Genomic DNA, 21,524 nt, shown 5'->3' on the forward strand with positions numbered 1-21,524 from the left:
GCGACCTCGGAATCTGAGACAGAACCGTAGAATCACGCCATGACGACTCACAGGATCGCCGTGATGCCCGGCGACGGCATTGGAACCGAAGTCATTCCCGAAGGCCTCAAGGTCCTCAGGCGCGCCATCGAGGTCAGCGGCGAGCCGATCGAGCTTGATGCGAAGACCTTCGAGGCCTCCGCGCGCCGCTGGCACGAGACGGGCGAAACCCTCACCGATGCGGAGCTCGAGGAGCTGCGGGGCTTCGACGCCATCTACTTCGGCGCCTGCGGCGATCCCAGTGTTCCGTCCGGAGTGCTGGAACGCGGAATCATCCTGAAGATGCGCTTCGGCCTGGAGCACGCGGTGAACATGCGGCCGTCGAAGTTCTTCGCCGGTGCGACGTCGCCGCTGGCCGATCCCGGCGAGATCGACTTCATCGTGGTCCGCGAGGGCACCGAGGGCTCATACACCGGGCAGGGCGGCAGCCTGCGCACCGACACCCCGAACGAGGTGGCCACCGAGGTGTCCGTGAACACCTGGTACGGCATCGAGCGGACGGTGCGCTTCGCGTTCGAGAAGGCCAGGGCCCGCCGCCAGAAGCTCACCTATGTCCACAAGCACAACGTGATGGTCCATGCCGGTCACCTGTGGCGCCGCGTCGTCGAGCACGTGAGCCCGGAATTCCCCGAGGTCGCGGTCAACTACGAGCACACGGACGCGTGCACGATCTACATGGTCACCGACCCGAGTCGCTACGACGTCATCGTCACCGATAACCTGTTCGGCGATATCCTCACCGACCTGGCGGCCGCGGTCACCGGCGGGATCGGACTGGCCGCCTCGGCGAACCTCAACGTCGAGGGCACGGCGCCGAGCCTGTTCGAGCCGATCCACGGCTCCGCCCCGGACATCGCCGGCCAGGGGATCGCCGACCCGACCGCCACCATCCTCTCCGCCGCGCTGATGGCCGAATCCCTCGGGCTGGGCGTGGTCGCGAAGTCGATCCAGACCGCGGTCGAGGCGGATCTCGCCGAGCGCGGGGACACAAAGCGCTCCACGGCCGAGGTGGGGGACGCGATCGCCGCTCGCATCGGCTGAGCACTCGGCCGGCCGCGTCGCTCGCGGCCGGCTCCATACACGGCGGCCGCATTCCCGGTCCTGCCGTCCGCATAGTGGGCGGTACGCTAGTCTGTGGCCCAGCACACGACATTCATCGTAGAAAAGACATTTGCCTGATGACTGAATTCCAGCTTCTGAAGAATGCGCAGCCGACCGCCGAGAACGTGCGGGAGGCGATCAAGGCTGACCCCGGCTTCGGAAACCACTTCACCGACCACATGGCGCACGTGCGCTACACGCGGGAACAGGGCTGGCACGCGCATTCGGTCAGGCCTTACGGCAAGATCGTGCTCGACCCCGCCGCCGCGGTCTTCCACTACGCCCAGGAGATCTTCGAGGGGCTCAAGGCCTATCGTCACGCCGATGGCTCGGTGTGGACCTTCCGGCCGCAGAAGAACGCCGCACGCATCAACATCTCGGCTGCACGGCTGGCGCTGCCGGAGATCAGCGAAGAGGACTTCGTCGGTTCGCTGCGCGCGCTGGTGGAGCAGGACGTCGAATGGGTCCCGACGCCCGCCTCCGCGGCGGACGAGGTCAGCCTCTACCTGCGCCCATTCATGATCGCCTCGGAGACCTTCCTCGGCGTGCGGGCCAGCCACGAGGTCGACTACTATGTCATCGCCTCTCCTGCCGGAGCGTACTTCCCCGGCGGCGTCGAGCCGGTCTCGATCTGGCTCTCCCAGAACTACAAGCGCGCCAGTCACGGCGGCACCGGATTCGCCAAGGCCGGCGGCAACTACGCTGCCTCCCTGGCGGCCGGCGAGCAAGCCGCCGCCAAGGGCTGTGCACAGGTCCTCTTCACGGACGCGGCCGAGGACAAGTACATCGAGGAGCTCGGCGGCATGAATCTCATGCTCGTCACCCGTGAGGGCAAGCTCCTCACACCGGAGCTCGGCGACTCGATCCTCGACGGTGTCACCCGCAGGTCGCTGCTCGAACTCGCGCCGCAGCTCGGACTCGAGCCCGAGGAGCGCCGGATCCCGATCGAGGAGTGGCGCGAGGGTGCCGCCTCCGGCGAGATCACCGAGGCGTTCGCCTGCGGCACCGCCGCGGTCATCACCCCGATCGGCAGGCTCGTGAGCGAGGACTTCACCATCGATCACGGTGATCAGCCCGGCGAATACTCGATGAAGCTGCGCACGACGCTGCTCGACATCCAGTACGGACGCACCGCGGACATCAACAACTGGATGGTCCGACTGGCCTGACGGCTGGTCCGACTGGTGGTTGGTCTGACTGGCGGTTGGTCCGGTCGGCCTCGCGGTTGGTCCGGTCGGCCTCGCGCCTGGTCCGGTCGGCCTCGCGCCTGGCCCGGTCGGCCAGGTGGCTGTTCGGCCAGGTGCTGCAGGGCCGGGTCCGGCGGGGAACTCCCCGCCCGACCCGGCCCTTTCGCCTTTCTGGAGACAGCGCCCTCGGTGCGGGAGTTCCTGCCCGGATCCCGCCTCGGGCCCCGCCCGGATCATCGATCGGACTCGCACGGGCCCTGTGGGCGAAGCAGGCATCGGGCTCCGCTCAGCGCCGTGACTCCGGCATTTGCGCACTTCCGCGTAAAAGAGGATAATCCTGTTCCATGTCACAGACAACGACGCGGACCACCGCGCTTCGGGCCGACGAAGTCGTCGCCCTGCTGCCCTGGAAATGGCGCACTCAGGGTGCGATCTTCCTCATCGGAGGCCTCGGCTTCATGTTCGACGCCTGGGACGTCGCGCTCAACGGCTTCCTCATCCCGCTGCTGAGCGACGAATGGAACCTCAGCGTGGGCCAGGCTGCGTGGATCGCCACCGCCAACCTCATCGGGATGGCAGTCGGTGCGTTCGTGTGGGGCGGCGTCGCCGACCGCGTCGGCCGCAAGAGCGCCTTCAGCCTCACGCTGCTCGTCTTCTCGATCTTCACCGTCCTCGGCGCGTTCGCGCCCAACATCGCACTGTTCTGCCTCTTCCGCTTCTTCGCCGGCTTCGGCCTGGGCGGCTGCATCCCCGTCGACTACGCGCTGGTCGGCGAATTCACTCCCGCCAAGCACCGGGGTCGTGTGCTCACCGCGATGGACGGCTGGTGGCCGATCGGCGCGACGCTGTGTGCCTTCGTATCCGCGTGGCTGCTGGGCTTCGGTGACTGGCGCCTGATCATGCTCGTGATGGTCCTGCCGGCCCTCCTCGTGTTCTTCGTGCGGCTCTTCATCCCGGAGTCGCCGATGTACCTGATCTCTGCCGGCCGGTACGAGGAGGCCGACAAGATCCTCGGTGACCTGGTCCGCCGCACCGGGTCCGACAGCACCGATTGGACCTATGACGGGCTGGGACCGGCAGCGGGAGCCGCTCCGTCCGGTGGCACCGCCCCGTCCGGTGGCACCGCCCCGATCGGTGACGCCGCTCCGTCCGGTGACGGCGTGCCGCCGGCAACGCAGCGCGCGGGAGGGCAGCGCGGAGGACTGCTGGGGCGGCTCTCGGCTGCCACGGGCCAGATCGCGGAACTGTGGCGGTTCTCCACCCGCACCACCCTCACCGCCTGGCTGCTCTTCGTGTCGGTCCTGCTCCTGTACTACGCGGCGCTGACCTGGCTGCCGAAGATCCTGCGCGAGCAGGGGCTCGGCGATCAGGCTGCCTTCCTCGTCACCGGTCAGATGACGGCGATCGGCATCGCAGGCGTGGTGCTCTGCGCTCTGCTCGTCGAGTACACGGGACGAAAATGGATGCTCGGCGCCTCGTCGGTGCTCGCGGCACTCGCGATCGTCGGCTTCGCAATCGTGCTCGAGTCCTCCGGAGCAGAACTGACCGCCGGAGCCAAGTTCTGCATTCTGGCCTTCGGATTCCTCATCCAGATGGCGATTCCAGCCCTGTACACCTACGTGTCGGAGCTCTACCCGACACGGCTGAGAGGTTCGGGATTCGGCTGGGCCTCTGCCGCCTCGCGGGTGGCGACCGGCATCGCTCCGGTGGTGTTCGGATCGGTGATGTGGCCGCTGCTGGGATTGACGTGGACCTTCGCCCTGACCGGCGCACTGGTGCTCGTGGCTGTCCTGGTCATGGCAGTCACCACCCGGGAGACCACCGGCGTAGAGCTCGACTGACGCGATCCGGCGCGAGCCGTCCGGCTCCCTCCGGCGCGGTCCGGCATGTAGCTTTGATGTTATGACTTCCCGATCTCACGAGACAGCGACCGACCAGGTGGAGTGGCACCACGCGGAGCACAAGGTCACCGGCGGCAAGCTCGTCGTCGCCGATGTCGCCACCGACGGCCGAGCCGTCACCGATGCCAAGATCTCCGGAGACTTCTTCCTCGAGCCCGAGGACGCATTCTTCGAGATCGCCCCGGCGCTCGTCGGCGCCTCGATCGCCGAGACCAGCGCAGAGCTGGTGCGCCGGCTGGACGAGGCGCTGTCTCCCTTCGGCGACACCCTGCAGATGCACGGCTTCACCACCTCCGACATCGCGACGGTGGTGCGGCGAGCAGTCAGCCGGGCGTCGGACTTCTCGGACTTCGACTGGCAGATCATCCACGGGCCCACCCTGCCGACGAGGATGAATGTCGCCCTCGATGAGGTCCTCCTCAAGGAGGTCGACGCGGGGCGGCGGCAGCCGACTCTGCGGATCTGGGAGTGGGACGACAAGGCGACCGTGATCGGCTCGTTCCAGTCCTATGCGAACGAGATCCGCCACGAGGGCGTGGAGAAGCATGGCATCGACGTCGTCCGCCGGATCTCCGGCGGGGGTGCGATGTTCATGGAGGGAGGCAACTGCATCACGTATTCGTTGTACGTGCCCGATTCCCTCATCGCCGGCCTGGACTACGCGGAGTCCTACGCGTTCCTCGATCGGTGGGTGATCGCGGCGCTGTCGGAGCAGGGTGTCGACGCGTGGTACGTCCCCATCAACGACATCACCTCCAGCGACGGCAAGATCGGCGGGGCCGCCCAGCGGCGCCTCACCTCGGGCACGGTGCTCCACCACGTCACCATGAGCTACGACATCGACGCCGACAAGATGGTCGAGGTGCTCCGCATCGGCGAGGCGAAGATCTCCGACAAGGGCGTGCGCAGCGCCAAGAAGCGGGTCGACCCGCTGCGGCGGCAGACCGGGTCGAGCAGGGAGGAGATCATCGCGACGATGATCGACACCTTCACGGCTCGCTACGGCGCCACGGCCGGCGAGATCACGGCGGACGAGTTCGCGAAGGCCGAGGCGCTCGTCGCCGCGAAATTCGGCATGGAGACATGGACGATGCGGGTGCCGTGAGTCGCGATCCGGCTGTCTGGATCTGCATCTGTCAGCAGAGCCCGAACGTCTCCACGCCGCCCGAACCCTTCTGAACCCCGTGAGCACAGCAAATCCGACTAGGCTGTGCGATGATCTGAAATGCCCACCCGAGGAGAGCCGTGCGCCACGTAGAACCCACCGTCGAACTCCTGGCCCGTCCGTCGATCAACTGGGACGCCATGAAGAAGTACCTGGGCGAGGTCGGGGGCGAGACCTGGGCAGACCGGGTCGAACCCGCGGACAGTCCGGACGGGGAGGACCTCGTCGAGTTCGCCGGTCGGATGTGCTACCGCTCCTGGGAGCCGGGCCTGAACCCGAATGTGTCCCGGGTGCGCACGGACTCCGCAGCCTATCTGGGCAACGTCATCTCCTCCCAGCACGGTTCGGTGCTCGAGCACGCCAACTACACCTTCGTGCTGCACAACGTGTCCCGGGTGCTGACCCATGAGCTGGTGCGCCACCGCGCCGGCTGCGCATACTCGCAGGAGTCGCTGCGATATGTCCGGCTGGAGGAGGTCCCGTTCTGGTTCCCGGACTGGGCACGCGAGGACGAGGAGCTCATGAGCCGCTGCCTTGCGGTGCTCGACACCCTCGAGGAGCACCAGAAATGGCTGGCGGAGCACTTCGGCCTCGATGAGGAGGGCGTGAATTTCAGCCACAAGAAGCACATGACCTCGTTCATGCGCCGCTTCGCCCCGGAGGGACTGGGCACCGGAATCGTCTACACCGCGAACCTTCGGTCGCTGCGGCACGTGATCGAGATGCGCACCGCTCCCGGTGCGGAGGAAGAGATCCGACTGGTCTTCGGCAAGATCGCCGAGATCATGAAGGCGGAGGCTCCCGCCATCTTCGCCGACTACTCGGTCGAGGACGGCGCGTGGCTCCCCGGTACCCGAAAGGCATGATATGGCGCTGCTCTACGACGCACAGCTGAACCCGGGCAAGCTTCAGGCGATCGCCGGATGGCTCCCGAACCAATCGTGGACCTCGGTGGACCCCGGCGCCGAGGCGGAAGGCGCCTCGAGCTTTCGCTTCGACGATCCTTCCGGCGAGGTCGGCATCGAGGTGCACCTCGTCACCGTGGAAGGTGCGCTGATCCAGGTGCCGCTGAGCTACCGAGGCGCCGCGCTGGAGGGTGCGGAGTCGCACCTGGTCACCGAGATGGATCACTCCGTGCTCGGCCGGCGGTGGGTGTACGACGCGACTGTCGACCCCATATTCATCTCGGAGGCGCTCCGCACCGTGGCGGTCGAGGGGCCCAATGCGCGAGAGTTCGTGCGAACCGACGACGGGGATATCGAGAGGACCGAGATCGCTTCGGTCCTGGGCGTGCTCCGGGACGCGGGAGCAGCTGCGGACCTGGTGACTGTGAGCGCTGAGCTTGCGGACCGGGGAGCGGAAGCACTTGCCGGAGGCGCAGGCGCTGGTCCGGATTCCTCTGGTTCGCGGACAGCAGGTCCGCGGACAGCTGTGGGTGTCACGAGCACCGTCGTCGGCGGCTTCGCGATCGACGTTGTGCGATTCCCACTTGCTGAGACCGGCGCCCAGGGGAGTGCCGGAGATGGTGACGTGGTCGGCGTGCTGGAGGGGACGTGGGAGGGTCAGGATTCCCCGGTTGAGCTCCTGAGGATCCGGCGGGTCGGTGCCGGCGGCCAGTGAGTGCGCCGAGCGCGTTCACTGAGCGCGGCGCCTCCGTGAGGCACCTTCGTGAGGCCGTTGAGTGCCGTTGAGCGCCGACGAGTGGGTAAGGGCAGTGAGTCGGTTGCGGAACTGATTCGGCGAGTGATGTGAATGAAGCGGACCCCGAGCAGATGCTCGGGGTCCGCTGATCGTTCGAGGCCTGCTTCCTCCGCTCGCTGGCACTGGGGCTGTCACTCAGCCGGTCAGTGCGGCTGAGTGGATCAGTGCCGCGGAGTCAATCAGTGCCGCGGAGTGGATCAGTGCCGCGGAGTCTGGTTCGGGTCGCCGTTTAAGGGCGGCTGCTGCGGGCCGGTGTGATCCTGTCGCGGATCACCAGCGCGACCGTCGCCGAAGATCTGCTGGTCCGGTCCCGGTCCTGCGGCAGTCGAGCCCGGGTCATGTGCACCGTGCGTCGGCGTGCCCTGAGCGGGAGTACCCTGGGCCGGCGCGCCCTGCGCAGGGGAACGCTGCCCCGGGGCTGTGCCACCGTGTCCTGCGCCACCGGATCGATTGACATCCGGATCGAGACGATCCGCTTCTGCCCTCTGCTCCTGAAGGCGGGCCCGCTCGGCCTCGAGCTGCTCCCGCTCCCGTGCGATCTCGCTGTCCTTGCGGTCGGCTTCGACCCGTGCCCGCTCCGCGTCGAGCCTGCGCTTCTCGGCTTCGAGCTCACGCTGACGGACGCCGATATCGGCCTCTTCGGTTTCCGAGCGCAGCTCAGCGGCGCGCCGACGGTTCTCCTCGTCGCGCCGGAGCTGCTCGGCGCGTTCGCGCTCCGCCTTGCCTCGGGAGCGCTTCATGGCAATCACGATGACGACGATGATGGCCAGGATGACGATCGCCGCGATGACGATCCACATGATGGTCTGGGTATCCATGAATCTTCTCCTTATGGGATGCAATGGACAGATGGGACTCCTGTGGTACCCCTCTCACAAGGAACCTTACATTTATCGAGGAGGACGGAGAAGGACATCGGTCGGCGAGGAGAAAGAAGTCTTCGATGGGATGACTGGTCGCAGGGGACTGTCCCTCGCGGAGGCGGACGACACTCCCTGCGGAGAGTGCGGGAGCACCTGTCTAAGGTCGGATCAGGGTCATGCCTGGCCGGGTTCCCGAGTCCATTTCCAGGAGCGAGGCAGGGACCTCATCGAGGGAGATGGATCGAGTGACCAGGTCCTGCGGGCGGAGCGCTCCGCTGCGGACGAGATCGACGAGCTCGGGGTAGTCGGCTGCGGCCATTCCGTGGGTCCCGAGGAACGACAGCTCGAGCGCGATGATGCGAGGCACTGCCGTGACCGGGGGTTCGGCGAGGAGTCCGATCTGGACGTGTCGGCCGAGCGGGGCCAGAGAACGCAGAGCGGCGTTCATGGTGTCCTGAAGCCCGAGTGCTTCGACGGTCACTGCGGGTGCTTCACCGACAGCGTCGATCACAGCAGTGGCCACTCGGTCAGGCGCCAGCTCACGCGAGTTGACTGTCGCCTCGGCGCCGTGCTGCTGTGCCAGATCGAGAGCGTCATCGTTGATGTCGACGGCGACGACCCGGGCTCCGAGCGCACGAGCGATCATGACGGCGGAGAGGCCGACGCCGCCGCATCCGAAGACGGCGACAAGTTCGCCGTCGCGCACCTTCGCCCGGTGCTTCAGGCCGCGAAACGACGTGGCGAACCGGCAGCCGAGGCTGAAGGCGGCTTCAGCAGGCAGATCCTCCGGCAGTTCAACCAGGTTGAGATCGGCATGCCGGACGACGACCTTGTCCGCCCAGGAGCCGAAATGGGTGAAGCCTGGCTGGGTCTGGTCGGGACACACCTGAGCGTTGCCGGAGGAGCACCACTCGCACGAGCCGCAGCCACCCACAAAAGGAGTGGTGACGCGCTGGCCGACGTGCCAGTTCTCGACGTCGGATCCGAGGTCCGCGATGGTCCCGACAAGCTCGTGACCCGGCACGTGGGGGAGCTGAACCGTGTCGTCGTGCCCGGACCAGGCATGCCAGTCGCTTCGACACAGACCGGTGGCTTCGACGTCGATGACGACGCCGTCGGCGGGAGCCGACGGGTCAGGAAGCTTGGCGATGATGGGTTCGGTTCGGAACTTCTCGAAGTAGACAGCACGCATGGGGACATCGTATGGCTCCGCAAGGACTCGGTGGTGCGCAGACGGCAGCAGGAGCAAAGGGTGACGCGGGACTGCGTGGGTCTCGTGAGTGAGGGGGCATAGGCCGGTTCGAGCGGGCTGGGCAAGGTCGCCGTGGTTGAGCCGGACACCAGCCAAGGAGGGCCAGTACCCGGAGGCGATCGCCAGAGCTCCTGACCACCATCCAGCGTTTGCTTCAGTCCTCGTCGCGGATGGACTCGGCCACGTTCTTCGCGTCGTCGGCTTGAGCTTCATCAGCATCGACCCTGACACCGGGTGCGGCTTCGGGCGAACCGAAGATCCTCGGATCGGATTGATAGGCCTCGGCCTCTCCGTCGGCTGCTTCCGCAAGCTCGGCGTCCTGCTGCTGATTCATTCCAGCATCGACGGCTGCGCGGCTCTCCGGGGAATCGTCGAACTCATTCTTATTGCCGGTCAGCCCTGGGGTTTCAATCGGTCGCTCGCCGGGATCAGAGACAGACATGATGGACCTCCGTCGTCGTCGTGCAGCGGACTCTTCCTGACCGCTCGGATTCCGGCAAGTGGAGTTGCCGGATCACGGTCCAGCCTATCGACGAAAGCGCAGAGCCGAAAGCGACCTGACTCAAGGCCCGGGCTCCGCCGCCGACTGCCGTCGACTTCCACCGTCACCGCCGCAGGTGTGGAATCCGCTCGAGCTCGGTGAGCATCCGCTCGCGCAGCAGCTGTCCTCGCCTGCTGAACTCCCGCTGGCGTTCCACGTACTCCGCCTTCCCCTCAGCGGTCTCGACAGCGACCACCCCATAGCCCCAGTCTCGAAGGTCGTACGGTGACGCTTCCATGTCGAGGACGCGAATGTCGCGAGCCAGATCGAATGCTTCGAGGGTGAGCTCGGAAGGAAGCACAGGGACGAGCTTCATCGCCCACTTGTAGAGGTCCATCCCCGCGTGGAGGCACCCGGGCTGTTCGTTGTCCTGCATCCCGGCGCGGGTCGGGCGCAGCTCGTTGCGAGGCTGGGCCTGGGGCGTGAAGAACCGATAGGCATCGAAATGGCTGCACTTGATGCGGTGGGACTCGACCACCGCATCGGTGGCCCGCTGCGTCAGGCGCAGCGGGACCTGGGTGTGGCGGTGCTCATCCGTGCGCTGCCGGTAGACCATCGCCCACTCGTGCATCCCGAAGCAGCCGAAGGTGCCCGGTCGCTCCATCGTCCGCCACAGCAGGCCGGCAATGAACTGCGCACCATCGCCGCGGTCGGCCCACCACGCATCGAGGTCCACCTCCGCGAATCGGATGGCCTCACTGTCACTCGCGCCTGTGCTGGATCGGCTTCGCTCGCTGCTCCGATACCAGCGTCGATCGAACACCGCAGCATCGTCATCCGTGAGGAGTTCCACCCGTCGACCGGCACCGGGGTGCCAGACAGCCAGCTGACCCGGTTTGAACGGGTAGTAGGTGAAGAGAAAGTCCTCCACTGGATGCTGCTGGCCTCGAGATCGACGTGCGACATGATCCGCAGTCCGTGCCTCAACTGCTTCCACGTGGGCGGCGGCGGACGCGCGCCAGGCCGAGGCGGTGATGACTGTCGAAGGAGGTGAAGTGAGCTTGGGCACCGTTCAATTGTGGCAGACAGTGCAGCTGCATCGGGCGGACTGCGTCATCACCGGTCCTGCTGCGCCATCGGTGCTCGTCATCACCGGCCTCGTCGTCACCGGCCCTGCTCAGCACAATCCCGAATCGTCATCGGCCCTGCTTCTTGGTACCTCGTGCCGGGGGTGCGTTCCACGGGTCCTCCGGCCATGGGTGCTTGGCATATCGGCGCCGGTTCTCGGCTCGCACATCCGCATACGCTCCATTCCAGAACGAGGCCAGATCGCTGGTGACTGCGAGCGGTCGTCCGGCAGGGGACAGCAGATGCATGACGACGGGAACACCGCAGATCCGAGGTCCCTCGGCCATCCCGAAGCACTCCTGCAGCTTCACCGCGAGCACCGGCGGAGCGATGCGTGCTTCCGACCCACCGCCTGCCTGCACGTGCTCCTCCGGCTCCGGGTAGTCCACGCGGATTCTTCGCCCGCTCGGCACTGGCATCGCGGGCGGGGCCAACTCCGCCAGACGCGCAGCCTCCGGCCATGGGAGCAGCTCCTGCAGCCAACTCTCGGATGCGCCCTCGCTCAGCCGTCCGCTGAAGCGCTCGAGCAGCGCCCCCCAGCGCACATCCGGCCATGGCGGACCCACGGTCGCATGGATGAAGCCGAGGCGCCGACGCAGCTCCTCGAACCCTGCATCGGGCCTCAGCACGTCCCGTGGCCCGGACTGCGCAATCGCTGCCGCCGTCGCCGTCTCCCGGGCCGACTTCGTGGGTTTGGCCGGAGTCGAGCTCAGCTCGATGGCGCCGAGGCGCTCGACCCGTCGGGCCCGGACTCGGCCGTCCTCGAACCACGCATCCTCGTGCTCCGAGCGCAGCGGCTGCGCCGCGAACTCCGCGACCTCCCTGCTGATCGGGGCAGCGGCGCGGATCACTGCGTTTCCGCCGCTCAGTCCCACCTCGGCAACGGCCAGCCACTCCTGCCCCGCGAGCGCCGAACCGCGCGGCAGCTGTGCCCCGGTGCCCGACGCGAGCAGGTAGTGGTCGGCGGCATCGGGCCTCCGCCGGGCGATCTGATCCGGCCGTGCCAGCGCAGTCACCGCTCCGACCGTCTCCGAGGTTCGAAATCCCTGCGGCGCTGCATTCCGGAAGCCCTCTGCGCCTGGCGCGGCCTGCAGACCACCACCGCCGCTGCTCGACCCGGAACGCAGCGTATCCTCTGCCAGCCGGGTGAACCGGTCCGCCTCAGCGGCCCAGGTGCGATCACGGGAGGACCGCAGGGATGTGAGCAGAGCGCCGAGGTCGCCGTGCGGAGCCCGCTGGTCTGCCGCCAGGGCCGCGACCACCTCGCCGGCGGACCGAGCGCCGAGCACCAGCGCGCCCAGCAGGAGAGCGCGTCCGAGGCGCGGATCGGCCGGAATCCGGGCAAGCATCAGTCCCAGCTCCGTGGCCCGACCGGTCTGATCGAGTGCGCCGATGCCGTGCAGTGTGTCAGCGGCGAGTTCGGAGGCGCGCACCGGCAGGGGAGTGGGCAGCGCCAGTCCCGCGCCCCGAGGAGCACCCCAGCAGGCGAGGTCCAGCATCGCCGAGGTGAGATCGGCAGTGGTGACCTCCGGCGGGGTCTCCGCGGGCAGCGCGGCCCAGTCCGACTCTGCCAGACAGCGGATCACCCGACCCGGCGCCTCGCGAGCGGCGCGGCCGGCGCGCTGGGTGCCGGCGGCCTTCGACTCCCGCACCGTGACCAGCCCGCTCATCCCGCGAACCGTGTCCAGGCGCGGCTGGCGCGACAGCCCGGAGTCGACGACGGTGCGCACGCCGGGCACGGTGAGCGAGGACTCGGCGACGGCGGTGGCCACGATCACCCGGCGCGCGGGCTGCGCCCTGGTGCCGGGCACGGCCGCCCTGCCGGCGCCGAGGATCCTGTCCTGCTCCCGCGCCGGGGTGCTGCCCGTGAGGGTGAGCACCTCGACCCCGCCCGGCAGTCCGGAAGCCGGCCGCCCTGAATCCGGCCGCCCGGAACCGGAACCCGTCTGCCCTGAATCCAGCTTCGTTCGCACCGCGCCGGCCACGCGGTCGACCTCGCGCATGCCGGGCAGGAACACGAGCACATCACCGGAATCGGGTTCGGCGGTCGCGCGGACGGTCTGAGCGGCCACGTGGTCCAGGAACTGTGGAGTGACCGCGCGGGCATCGAGCGGCCGCTGGGCAGGTGGAGCCCATCGCACCTCGAGGTCGTGGGTGACTGCGGCGACCGACAGCACCGGGGCCGGTTCCTGCTCGCCCAGGAGCTGCGCCCACATGCGGGCATCCAGCGTCGCCGACATCACCACGAGCCCCAGGTCCTCACGCAGTTCGACGAGCTCGCGCAGCATCCCGAACGCAAGATCGGAATCGAGATGGCGTTCGTGCACCTCATCGAGGACGACTGCCGAGGCGCCGGCGAGCTCGGGATCGCTCAGCAGCCTGCGCACCAGCAGGCCGTGAGTGACGAATTCGACCCGAGTGCGCGGGCCCGACTTCCGGTCGCCGCGCACCGCGTAGCCCACCTCCTCGCCGAGGCGGGTGCCGCTCAGGGAGGCCAGCCGGCGGGCAGCGGAGCGGGCCGCCATCCGTCGCGGCTGGGCGACGATGACCCGACGCGGTGGCGCGGAGTCAGCTCCCTTCCCGGCTGCGTTGGCGAGGGCCGGGGGGACCAGAGTCGTCTTGCCGGTGCCGGGCGGCGCCTCGACGACTGCGCGCACGGGGCCGGCCGCAGCGAGCTCGCCGAGAGCAGGCAGGACGGCGGCCGCGGGCAGCCCTGCGGACAGGGTATCGAGGTCGAAGATCAGCATCGTCGCAAGTCTGCCATCGCACGACCTGAGGACGCCGGCAACCCCTGCGTAGACTGAGGGGCATGCGCATCGCGAGATTCATTCACAATGACGAGCCCACTTACGGCGTCGTCGAGGGCGAGCTGCCGGAAGTCGGCGCGGACGGAGTCCTGGACGACTCCGGACTGGCGATCGCGGTTCTGGACTCCGACCCGTTCTTCAGCCCGGCGCAGTCGACCGGCGAGCGCCTGGCACTGCAGGACGTGCGGCTGCTCAGCCCGATCATCCCGCGCTCGAAGGTCGTCGGCGTGGGCCGCAACTTCGCCGACCACGCCGCGGAGCTGGGCAACGAAGTCCCGGTCTCACCGCTGACCTTCTTCAAGCCCAACACCGCCGTGATCGGCCCCGGCGATCCGATTCGGCTGCCCGCGATCAGCGAGAACGTCTCCTTCGAGGCGGAGCTGGCCGTGGTGATCTCGCGCGTGGCCAAGCAGGTGCCCGCGGAGAAGGCCTACTCCTTTGTGCTCGGCTACACCGCTGCCAACGACGTGACTCTGCGCGACATCCAGCAGACCGACAAGCAGTGGACGCGGGCCAAGGGGTTCGACACGTCCTGTCCGCTGGGACCCTGGATCGAGACCGAATTCGACCCGGAGGACGTCCGGATCCGCTCCTGGGTCGACGGTGAGCTGCGCCAGGACGGCAGCACCGCCGACTTCGTCTTCGACATTCCCAGCCTCATCGCCCACATCACCGAGACGATCACGCTGCTGCCCGGCGACGTCATCCTCACCGGCACTCCGGCAGGGGTCGGCCAGGTGGTGCCCGGCAACCGGGTGCACATCGCGATCGACGGGCTCGGCCTGCTGGCCAATCCGGTGATGGACGCTTGACCGGACCCGAACGCCCCACCCCGACACGAACCATCACCGTTTTACTAACCACAACCACGCACGAACCACCGACATACTCCGAAACCAGCACACGAAGGATCAGCACCCTTGAGCGTCAAAGTCCGCTTCTGCCCATCTCCCACCGGCACCCCGCACGTCGGCATGGTGCGCACCGCCCTGTTCAACTGGGCCTACGCCAAGCACACGGGCGGCACCTTCGTCTTCCGGATCGAGGACACCGACGCCGCCCGCGACTCCGAGGAGAGCTACGGCCAGGTGATCGAGGCGATGCGCTGGCTGGGTCTCGACTGGGACGAGGGCATCGAGGTCGGCGGCCCCGACGGCCCCTATCGCCAGTCGCAGCGCGGTGAGATCTACGCCGAGGTGATCGAGAAGCTCAGGGCCGCCGGCCACCTCTACGAGTCCTTCTCGACGAACGAGGAGATCGAGGCGCGCCACCGGGAAGCCGGCCGCGACCCCAAGCTCGGCTACGACGGCTACGATCGGAACCTCACCGAGGAGCAGAAGGCCGCCTTCCGCGCCGAAGGCCGCGAACCCGTGCTGCGCGTCCGGATGCCGGATGCTGACGTCACCTTCCACGACCTCGTCCGCGGCGAGATCACCTTCAAGGCCGGCTCCGTCCCCGACTTCGTGGTCGTCCGCGCCAACGGCCGGCCGCTGTACACCTTCGTCAACCCGGTCGACGACGCGCTCATGGGCATCACCCACGTCCTGCGCGGCGAGGACCTGCTGTCGTCCACTCCGCGCCAGCTGGTGCTGTTCGAAGCGCTCAAGGACGTCGGCGTCGCCGAGCAGACCCCCGAGTACGGCCACCTGCCCTACGTCATGGGTCAGGGCAACAAGAAGCTGTCCAAGCGGGATCCGGAGTCGAACCTGTTCCTGCACCGGGACAACGGCTTCATCCGCGAAGGGCTCATCAACTACCTGGCGCTGCTGGGCTGGTCGATCGGCCCGGACCGCGACGTGTTCAGTGTCGAGGAGTTCGTCGAGGCCTTCGACATCGCCGACGTCAACCCCAACCCGGCCCGCTTCGACGTCAAGAAGGCCACGGCCATCAACGCCGATCACATCCGGATGCTCGACGAGGCGGACTTCACCCAGCGGATGGTCCCGTACCTGCAGCGCGCGGGAATCGTCGGTGAGACCCTGAGCGAGGACGAGCAGCGCGTCCTCACCGCGGCCGCTCCGCTCGTGCAGACCCGCATGAACCTCCTCGGCGAGGCGCCCGACCTCCTGCGCTTCCTGTTCGTCTCCGACGACGAGCTCGAACTCACCGCCGACGGGCTGAAGACACTCAAGGACAACGCCGGCGAGGTGCTCGCCGCCTCCCTCGAGGCGCTCGAGCCGCTGTCGGAGTGGACCACCGACTCCGTGCAGACGGCGCTCCAGGGCAAGCTCGTCGACGAGCTCGGCATCAAGCCGCGCCTGGCCTTCGGGCCGCTGCGCGTCGCCGTGTCCGGACGCCGCGTGTCGCCGCCGCTGTTCGAGTCGATGGAGATCCTGGGCCGGGAGTCCTCGCTCGCCCGCCTCCGGGCGCTCGCGGCCCACCTCGCGGCATCCCGCGAGGACACCGCCGGAGATGCTGATGTGGGCTGACGACACCGCCGAGGCGCCCGCCGGGTCCGGCCCGGCCCGCACCCGGTCCTACCGGCTGCCGGGCCTGCACGTCGAGGAGTTCAGCATCCCGGTGCCGCTCGACCACTTCGGTGACCGGCCCGGCTCGCTCGAGGTCTTCGCCCGGGTGGTCGGCGCGCCGGGCTCGACCAAACCGTTCCTGCTGTACCTGCAGGGCGGCCCGGGGGTCGAGGCGTTCCGCACCACCGCGGACAGCCCACCGTGGCTGGCGCGGGCGCTGGAGGACTACCGGGTGGTCATGCTCGACCAGCGCGGCACGGGACGGTCCACACCCATCGGGATCGTCGACGGCGCAGTCACCGGGGTGCCGAACGCGCTGCGCACCCCGCCCCGCAGTGACGCCGAGGCCGACGCGCTCGCAGCACACCTCACGCACTATCGAGCCGATGCCATCGTCGAGGACGCCGAGCTCGTGCGGCAGGCTCTCGGGACTCGGACGTGGAGCGTGCTCGGCCAGTCCTTCGGCGGGTTCTGCACGCTGCGATACCTCAACTCCCACCCCGGATCCGTCGCGCAGGCGTTCTTCACCGGGGGGCTGCCGGCCGTCGGCCGCACTTCGGCCGAGCAGCCGACGCTCACCGAGGTCTACGAGCGGACCTGGGAGACGATGGCGCGGAAGTCCCGCGACTTCCACCGCAGGTTCCCGCAGAGCCGTGAACGCCTCCTGGCCCTGGCCGAGCGGTCCGCTCAGGGCCTGGAGCTGCCCGATGGAAGTCACGCGGGACCGGCCCACGTGCGGCTGCTCGGACACCTGCTGGGCGCCTCGGGCGGTCCGGAGCGGCTCCACTACCTGCTCGACCTCGACGTCGACAGCGCGAGCTTCCGCGCGGACTTCGCCGCCGCCCAGCCCTACTCCGCTCGCAATCCGCTCTACGCCGTCCTGCATGAGAGCTGCTGGGCCAACGGCGTGACGTCGTATTGGGCGGCGGAGTCGGCGATGCCGGGCGAGGTGCGGGAGGACCCGAGCCTGCTGGCCGGGGAGCACGTTGCCCAGGAGATCTTCCGCACCGGCGGGCTGCGCGCCTGGGAGGGCGTCGCCCACACGCTCGCGGCGCATGACTGGCCGGTGCTGTGGGAGCCGTCCCGGCTTGCCGCCGCCGAGGTGCCCGCGGCCGCCATCGTCTACTTCGACGACGCCTACGTGCCGCGCGAGTACTCGCTGGCCACGGCGGAGCTCCTGCCGGACGTGCGCGTCTGGGTGACGAACGAGTACGAGCACAACGGCCTGCGCGCCTCGGGCTCGGCAGTGCTCGACCGACTGATCCGGATGGTCCGCGACGAGGTCTGAGGGCCTCACAGCGAACGCACGAGGCCCCCATCGACGGGAATCACGCTGCCGGTCATATAGGACGCGGCAGGGGACATGAGGAAGGCCGCGACCCGGCCGAACTCCTCGGGTTCGCCCAGGCGCTGCAGCGGAATGTGGTCCGCCGCGGTGTTCCCGCCGGCCACGCGCGGGGTCCGGATGACACCGGGGGCGACTCCGATCACGCGCACTCCGCGCGGGCCGAGCTCATCGGCGAGCGTCTTGACCATCATTCCCAGGCCGGGCCGCAGCCCATTGGAGATCGCGATGTTCGGCACGGGGTTCCACACCGACGAGGACAGCACCATTCCGATCGCGGACCCCGATTCCAGGTGGTCGCCCGCGTAGCGGGCCAATCGCAGCGTGCCCAGCAGCACCGAGTCGACCGCGTCCCTCCACTGCTGCTCGGTCGTCTCGAAGAACTTTCCCTTCTCCGGGCCGCCCACCGAGATGAACAGACCTCGCACAGGGGAATCGGGGAACGTGCGGGCAGCGGCGTCGAAGAGCTTGTGCGGCGCGGCCGGATCCGCGTTGTCGACTGCGATCCCGTGACTTCCGTCACCGAGCTCGGCTGTCGCCTCGTCCACCCGGTCCCGGCTCCGCGAGGAGACGAGGACTCGTGCACCCTCGGAGATCAAGGCCTTCGCAGTGGCCAGGCCGACTCCGGAAGTCCCTCCGGTGATGATGAATGTGGTGTTCACAACAGCAATATCCATGCCCTCAGTTTTGCACTCCGCGCCAGGAATGTGTAATGTTGTCTCTCGTTGCCGATCAGACCGCCCGGCGGTCGAATCGCAGTGGGATATGGTGTAATTGGCAGCACGAGTGATTCTGGTTCACTTAGTCTAGGTTCGAGTCCTGGTATCCCAGCGCTCCGAATCGGAGTTGTAGGCCCCCGTCGTCTAGCGGCCTAGGACGCCGCCCTCTCAAGGCGGTAACGGCAGTTCAAATCTGCTCGGGGGTACACGCAGGGCCCGGAAGGTTTTCCTTCCGGGCCCTTTGCCGTTTTCGGGCCCTTCGTCGTCGCCGCAGCGGGCAGCGGGCCCGAATCCGCTGACGCCTCCGGGTTCCCGGTCGCGGTGGATGCCTACGGGCAGACGACGCTGGAGTCCGCGGCGGCGCGGGCTGCGGTCACGCGCGGGCCAGGGCTTCCGAGAGCGCTCTCGCCGCTTCCAGGACTGCCTGGGCGTGCAGCCGGCCGGGCTGGCGGGTCAGCCGGTCGACGGGACCGGAGATCGACACTGCGGCGACCACCTGATTGCTGGGGCTGCGCACGGGTGCGGAGACCGAGGCGACTCCGCGCTCGCGCTCGGCGATGCTCTGCGCCCAGCCGCGCCGCCGGACACCGGAGAGGATGGTCGCGGAGAAGCGCGCCCCGCGCAGCCCGGTGTGGAGCCTGTCGGGCTCCTCCCACGCCAGCAGCACCTGGGCGGCGGAACCCGCGCGCATGCTCAGGGTGGCCCCGACCGGGACTGAGTCGCGCAGGCCCACCGGGCGCTCGGCGGCGGCGACGCACAGGCGCAGGTCGCCCTGGCGCCGGAACAGCTGCGCGCTCTCACCGGTGCGATCGCGCAGCTGGTTGAGGATGGGGCCGGCGGCGGCGAGCAGCCGGTCCTCCCCGGCTGCCGAGGACAGCTCCGCCAGCCGCGGACCGAGGACGAAGCGTCCCTGCATGTCCCGGCCGACGAAGCGATGGAACTCGAGAGCGACCGCCAGGCGATGGGCGGTGGGTCGGGCGAGCCCGGTGAGGGTGACGAGCTCGGCCAGGGAGGCCGGGCCCGCTTCGAGTGCTGAGAGGACGAGGGAGGTCTTGTCGATGACTCCGACGCCGCTGCCGTTCTGAGTGGTCATGATCGTCATTGTTGCGTCTCACTCAGCGAGATGCAAGTCCGCCATTCAATATAACGGGCGTAGAATGGACCGCACGACAGACGCACGCAGCCGCCGAGGAGGAGGTAGCCATGGGCAGGACCTTGGCAGAGAAGGTATGGACCGACCACGTGGTCCGGGCCGGAGAGAACGGTGCGCCGGATCTGATCTACATCGATCTGCATCTGGTGCACGAGGTCACCAGCCCCCAGGCGTTCGAAGGCCTCCGCCTTGCCGGTCGCCCGGTGCGGCGTCCCGATCTCACGATCGCCACCGAGGACCACAATACGCCCACGATCGACATCGACAAGCCGATCGCCGACCTCACCTCACGCACCCAGATCGAGACCCTGCGGAGGAATGCCGAGGAATTCGGCATCCGCCTGCACTCACTCGGCGATGCCGAGCAGGGCATCGTCCACGTCGTCGGCCCGCAGCTGGGCCTGACGCAGCCGGGCATGACAGTGGTCTGCGGCGACTCCCACACCTCGACCCACGGTGCCTTCGGTGCGCTGGCAATGGGAATCGGCACCTCGGAGGTCGAGCACGTGCTGGCCACGCAGACGCTGAGCCTGAAGCCGTTCAAGACGATGGCGATCACCGTCAACGGCGAGCTGCCCGAGGGGTCGACGGCCAAGGACATCATCCTGGCGATCATCGCCAAGATCGGCACCGGGGGCGGCCAGGGGTATGTGCTCGAATACCGCGGCGAGGCCATCGAGAAGCTGTCGATGGAAGCTCGGATGACGATCTGCAACATGTCGATCGAGGCCGGCGCCCGCGCCGGCATGGTCGCCCCGGATCAGACCACGTTCGACTACGTGCAGGACCGTCCGCACGCCCCGCAGGGCGCCGACTGGGACGCCGCGGTCGAGTACTGGAAGACGCTGCGCACCGACGACGACGCGGTCTTCGACGCCGAGGTGGTGCTCGAGGCGTCCGACATCGAGCCGTTCGTGACCTGGGGCACCAACCCGGGCCAGGGCCTGCCGCTGTCGGCCTCGGTGCCGGACCCGGCGAAGATCGCCGACGAGAACGAGCGCATCGCCGCGGAGAACGCACTGGCCTACATGGACCTCGAGCCCGGCACCCCGCTGCGCGAGATCTCCGTCGACACCGTGTTCCTCGGCTCGTGCACCAACAGCCGCATCGAGGACCTGCGCGGCGCCGCGGCAGTGCTCAAGGGGCGGACGAAGGCCCCGAACATCCGCATGATGGTCGTCCCCGGCTCCGCGCGAGTGCGCCTGCAGGCCGAGGCCGAGGGCATCGACCAGGTCTTCAAGGACTTCGGAGCCGAATGGCGCTTCGCCGGCTGCTCGATGTGCCTGGGCATGAACCCGGACCAGCTGTCCGAGGGCGAGCGCTGCGCCTCGACCTCCAACCGCAACTTCGAAGGACGACAGGGCAAGGGCGGCCGCACCCACCTGGTGAGCCCCCTGGTCGCCGCCGCCACCGCCGTGCGCGGCACCCTGTCCTCACCCGCCGACCTGGACTGAGAGGCCACGATGGAGAAGATCACCACGCACACCGGCGTCGGAGTGCCGCTGCGGCGCTCGAACGTCGACACCGACCAGATCATCCCTGCTGTCTACCTCAAGCGGGTCACCCGCACCGGCTTCGAGGATGCCCTGTTCGCCCGCTGGCGCAAGCAGGATGACTTCGTGCTCAACCACGAGGCCTACCGGAACGGCTCCGTACTCGTCGCGGGTCCGGATTTCGGCACCGGCTCCTCCCGTGAGCATGCGGTCTGGGCGCTGAATGACTACGGCTTCAGGGCCGTGCTCTCGCCGCGGTTCGCCGACATCTTCCGCGGCAACGCCGGCAAGGGCGGGCTGGTGGCCGGTGAGGTCGAGCAGTCCGACATCGAGCTGATCTGGAAGATCCTGGAGAACCAGCCGGGCACCGAGGTCACGGTCGACCTGGTGGAGCGGACCGTCACCTGCGACACGCTGACGGTGCCGTTCCAGATCGACGACTACACCCGCTGGCGCCTGCTGGAAGGTCTCGACGACATCGGGCTGACCCTGCAGCACGAGGAGGACATCACCGAGTTCGAGTCCCGTCGACCGGACTTCAAGCCGAGGACCCTGCCGGCGCGGACCTGACGCTGCCAGGCAGCCGCGGGCACCGGTTCAGCAGCCGCGCGAAGGGCGGAGTGACACTGCACATGTCGCTCCGCCCTTTCGCGTCTGCGCGCGAATCCTGAAACCTGCATCAGAGAGTCGGACGGGTGCGGTGGGCTAGCATTCGAACAGG

Annotated in this window: 18 protein-coding genes and 2 tRNA genes; 13 read left to right on the top strand and 7 right to left on the bottom strand. The window is 68.3% G+C overall.

Annotated elements, in window-relative coordinates; genetic code table 11:
* Positions 1-39 precede the first annotated feature (39 nt).
* The 6 genes from LXN01_RS01905 (at position 40) to LXN01_RS01930 (ending at position 7,013) form a co-directional block, all read left to right on the top strand.
* On the top strand, positions 40-1,080 hold the full coding sequence (locus LXN01_RS01905) for a 3-isopropylmalate dehydrogenase (protein WP_236862843.1): 1,041 nt from the start codon (positions 40-42) through the stop codon (positions 1,078-1,080).
* A gap of 137 nt (positions 1,081-1,217) precedes the next feature.
* Positions 1,218-2,309: a branched-chain amino acid aminotransferase gene (locus tag LXN01_RS01910; RefSeq protein WP_236862844.1), complete on the top strand. Its 1,092-nt coding sequence runs from the start codon at positions 1,218-1,220 to the stop codon at positions 2,307-2,309.
* Positions 2,310-2,671: 362 nt separating this feature from the next.
* Positions 2,672-4,168: an MFS transporter gene (locus tag LXN01_RS01915; protein ID WP_236862845.1), complete on the top strand. Its 1,497-nt coding sequence runs from the start codon at positions 2,672-2,674 to the stop codon at positions 4,166-4,168.
* Between the two features lie 61 nt (positions 4,169-4,229).
* Positions 4,230-5,333, top strand: a complete 1,104-nt coding sequence (gene lplB / locus LXN01_RS01920; protein ID WP_236862846.1) for a lipoate-protein ligase small subunit — start codon at positions 4,230-4,232, stop codon at positions 5,331-5,333.
* A 140-nt stretch (positions 5,334-5,473) separates the two neighbouring features.
* Positions 5,474-6,259, top strand: coding sequence for an FAD-dependent thymidylate synthase (gene thyX / locus LXN01_RS01925; RefSeq protein ID WP_236862847.1), 786 nt, complete (start codon positions 5,474-5,476; stop codon positions 6,257-6,259).
* 1 nt (position 6,260) lies between these two features.
* Positions 6,261-7,013, top strand: a complete 753-nt coding sequence (locus LXN01_RS01930) for a maltokinase N-terminal cap-like domain-containing protein (protein ID WP_236862848.1) — start codon at positions 6,261-6,263, stop codon at positions 7,011-7,013.
* A gap of 278 nt (positions 7,014-7,291) precedes the next feature.
* Here LXN01_RS01930 and LXN01_RS01935 read toward each other — a convergent pair whose 3' ends face one another.
* The 5 genes from LXN01_RS01935 to LXN01_RS01955 all read right to left on the bottom strand — a co-directional run bounded on the left by LXN01_RS01935 (position 7,292) and on the right by LXN01_RS01955 (position 13,565).
* Positions 7,292-7,912, bottom strand: coding sequence for a hypothetical protein (locus tag LXN01_RS01935; protein ID WP_236862849.1), 621 nt, complete (start codon positions 7,910-7,912; stop codon positions 7,292-7,294).
* A 202-nt stretch (positions 7,913-8,114) separates the two neighbouring features.
* Positions 8,115-9,149 carry a zinc-dependent alcohol dehydrogenase family protein gene (locus LXN01_RS01940; RefSeq protein ID WP_236862850.1) on the bottom strand — a complete coding sequence of 345 codons (1,035 nt, stop codon included), beginning with the start codon at positions 9,147-9,149 and terminating at the stop codon, positions 8,115-8,117.
* A 214-nt stretch (positions 9,150-9,363) separates the two neighbouring features.
* Positions 9,364-9,651, bottom strand: a complete 288-nt coding sequence (locus tag LXN01_RS01945) for a hypothetical protein (protein WP_236862851.1) — start codon at positions 9,649-9,651, stop codon at positions 9,364-9,366.
* Positions 9,652-9,814: 163 nt separating this feature from the next.
* On the bottom strand, positions 9,815-10,621 hold the full coding sequence (locus LXN01_RS01950; protein ID WP_336885215.1) for a 3-methyladenine DNA glycosylase: 807 nt from the start codon (positions 10,619-10,621) through the stop codon (positions 9,815-9,817).
* Between the two features lie 265 nt (positions 10,622-10,886).
* Complete coding sequence (locus tag LXN01_RS01955) at positions 10,887-13,565, bottom strand: ATP-dependent RNA helicase (RefSeq protein WP_236862852.1); 2,679 nt, start codon at positions 13,563-13,565, stop codon at positions 10,887-10,889.
* A gap of 62 nt (positions 13,566-13,627) precedes the next feature.
* Between LXN01_RS01955 and LXN01_RS01960 the strand changes: the two genes are divergently transcribed.
* The 3 genes from LXN01_RS01960 (at position 13,628) to LXN01_RS01970 (ending at position 17,381) form a co-directional block, all read left to right on the top strand.
* Positions 13,628-14,437, top strand: coding sequence for a fumarylacetoacetate hydrolase family protein (locus tag LXN01_RS01960; RefSeq protein WP_236862853.1), 810 nt, complete (start codon positions 13,628-13,630; stop codon positions 14,435-14,437).
* A gap of 108 nt (positions 14,438-14,545) precedes the next feature.
* The gene (gene gltX, locus LXN01_RS01965; RefSeq protein ID WP_272902068.1) at positions 14,546-16,054 is read left to right on the top strand and encodes a glutamate--tRNA ligase; all 1,509 of its coding nucleotides are present in this window, start codon (positions 14,546-14,548) and stop codon (positions 16,052-16,054) included.
* Complete coding sequence (locus LXN01_RS01970) at positions 16,038-17,381, top strand: alpha/beta fold hydrolase (RefSeq protein WP_336885216.1); 1,344 nt, start codon at positions 16,038-16,040, stop codon at positions 17,379-17,381. Before gltX ends, LXN01_RS01970 begins: the two co-directional genes overlap by 17 nt.
* A 5-nt stretch (positions 17,382-17,386) precedes the next feature.
* Here the strand turns inward: LXN01_RS01970 and LXN01_RS01975 are convergent, their stop codons facing one another.
* Positions 17,387-18,115: an SDR family NAD(P)-dependent oxidoreductase gene (locus tag LXN01_RS01975; protein ID WP_236862854.1), complete on the bottom strand. Its 729-nt coding sequence runs from the start codon at positions 18,113-18,115 to the stop codon at positions 17,387-17,389.
* An 82-nt stretch (positions 18,116-18,197) separates the two neighbouring features.
* Between LXN01_RS01975 and LXN01_RS01980 the strand changes: the two genes are divergently transcribed.
* Together LXN01_RS01980 and LXN01_RS01985 are read left to right on the top strand one after the other, a co-directional pair.
* A tRNA-Gln gene (locus LXN01_RS01980) sits at positions 18,198-18,269 on the top strand.
* 21 nt (positions 18,270-18,290) lie between these two features.
* Positions 18,291-18,363, top strand: a tRNA-Glu gene (locus LXN01_RS01985).
* A gap of 167 nt (positions 18,364-18,530) precedes the next feature.
* On the opposite strand, the gene LXN01_RS01990 is transcribed toward LXN01_RS01985, so the two are convergent.
* Positions 18,531-19,250, bottom strand: a complete 720-nt coding sequence (locus LXN01_RS01990) for an IclR family transcriptional regulator (protein ID WP_236862855.1) — start codon at positions 19,248-19,250, stop codon at positions 18,531-18,533.
* 110 nt (positions 19,251-19,360) lie between these two features.
* On the opposite strand from LXN01_RS01990, the gene leuC reads away from it, so the two are divergent.
* Complete coding sequence (gene leuC, locus LXN01_RS01995) at positions 19,361-20,764, top strand: 3-isopropylmalate dehydratase large subunit (protein ID WP_236862856.1); 1,404 nt, start codon at positions 19,361-19,363, stop codon at positions 20,762-20,764.
* Between the two features lie 9 nt (positions 20,765-20,773).
* Entirely contained in the window at positions 20,774-21,373 is a 600-nt protein-coding gene (leuD, locus tag LXN01_RS02000; protein WP_236862857.1) for a 3-isopropylmalate dehydratase small subunit, read from the top strand.
* The last annotated feature ends 151 nt before the right edge of the window (positions 21,374-21,524 follow it).

The organism is Brevibacterium daeguense, assembly GCF_021729135.1.
In the GTDB taxonomy this organism is placed as follows: domain Bacteria; phylum Actinomycetota; class Actinomycetes; order Actinomycetales; family Brevibacteriaceae; genus Brevibacterium; species Brevibacterium daeguense.

Excerpts from the sequence above, each read along its gene's own strand:
- LXN01_RS01990 (WP_236862855.1), bottom strand. The coding sequence starts at position 19,250 with ATGACCACTCAGAACGGCAGCGGCGTCGGAGTCATCGACAAGACCTCC.
- LXN01_RS01970 (WP_336885216.1), top strand. The coding sequence starts at position 16,038 with ATGCTGATGTGGGCTGACGACACCGCCGAGGCGCCCGCCGGGTCCGGC.
- lplB (WP_236862846.1), top strand. The coding sequence starts at position 4,230 with ATGACTTCCCGATCTCACGAGACAGCGACCGACCAGGTGGAGTGGCAC.
- LXN01_RS01955 (WP_236862852.1), bottom strand. The coding sequence starts at position 13,565 with ATGCTGATCTTCGACCTCGATACCCTGTCCGCAGGGCTGCCCGCGGCC.
- LXN01_RS01905 (WP_236862843.1), top strand. The coding sequence starts at position 40 with ATGACGACTCACAGGATCGCCGTGATGCCCGGCGACGGCATTGGAACC.
- LXN01_RS01915 (WP_236862845.1), top strand. The coding sequence starts at position 2,672 with ATGTCACAGACAACGACGCGGACCACCGCGCTTCGGGCCGACGAAGTC.
- LXN01_RS01930 (WP_236862848.1), top strand. The coding sequence starts at position 6,261 with ATGGCGCTGCTCTACGACGCACAGCTGAACCCGGGCAAGCTTCAGGCG.
- leuC (WP_236862856.1), top strand. The coding sequence starts at position 19,361 with ATGGGCAGGACCTTGGCAGAGAAGGTATGGACCGACCACGTGGTCCGG.
- LXN01_RS01910 (WP_236862844.1), top strand. The coding sequence starts at position 1,218 with ATGACTGAATTCCAGCTTCTGAAGAATGCGCAGCCGACCGCCGAGAAC.
- LXN01_RS01940 (WP_236862850.1), bottom strand. The coding sequence starts at position 9,149 with ATGCGTGCTGTCTACTTCGAGAAGTTCCGAACCGAACCCATCATCGCC.
- LXN01_RS01935 (WP_236862849.1), bottom strand. The coding sequence starts at position 7,912 with ATGGATACCCAGACCATCATGTGGATCGTCATCGCGGCGATCGTCATC.
- LXN01_RS01975 (WP_236862854.1), bottom strand. The coding sequence starts at position 18,115 with ATGGATATTGCTGTTGTGAACACCACATTCATCATCACCGGAGGGACT.
- LXN01_RS01960 (WP_236862853.1), top strand. The coding sequence starts at position 13,628 with ATGCGCATCGCGAGATTCATTCACAATGACGAGCCCACTTACGGCGTC.
- leuD (WP_236862857.1), top strand. The coding sequence starts at position 20,774 with ATGGAGAAGATCACCACGCACACCGGCGTCGGAGTGCCGCTGCGGCGC.
- LXN01_RS01945 (WP_236862851.1), bottom strand. The coding sequence starts at position 9,651 with ATGTCTGTCTCTGATCCCGGCGAGCGACCGATTGAAACCCCAGGGCTG.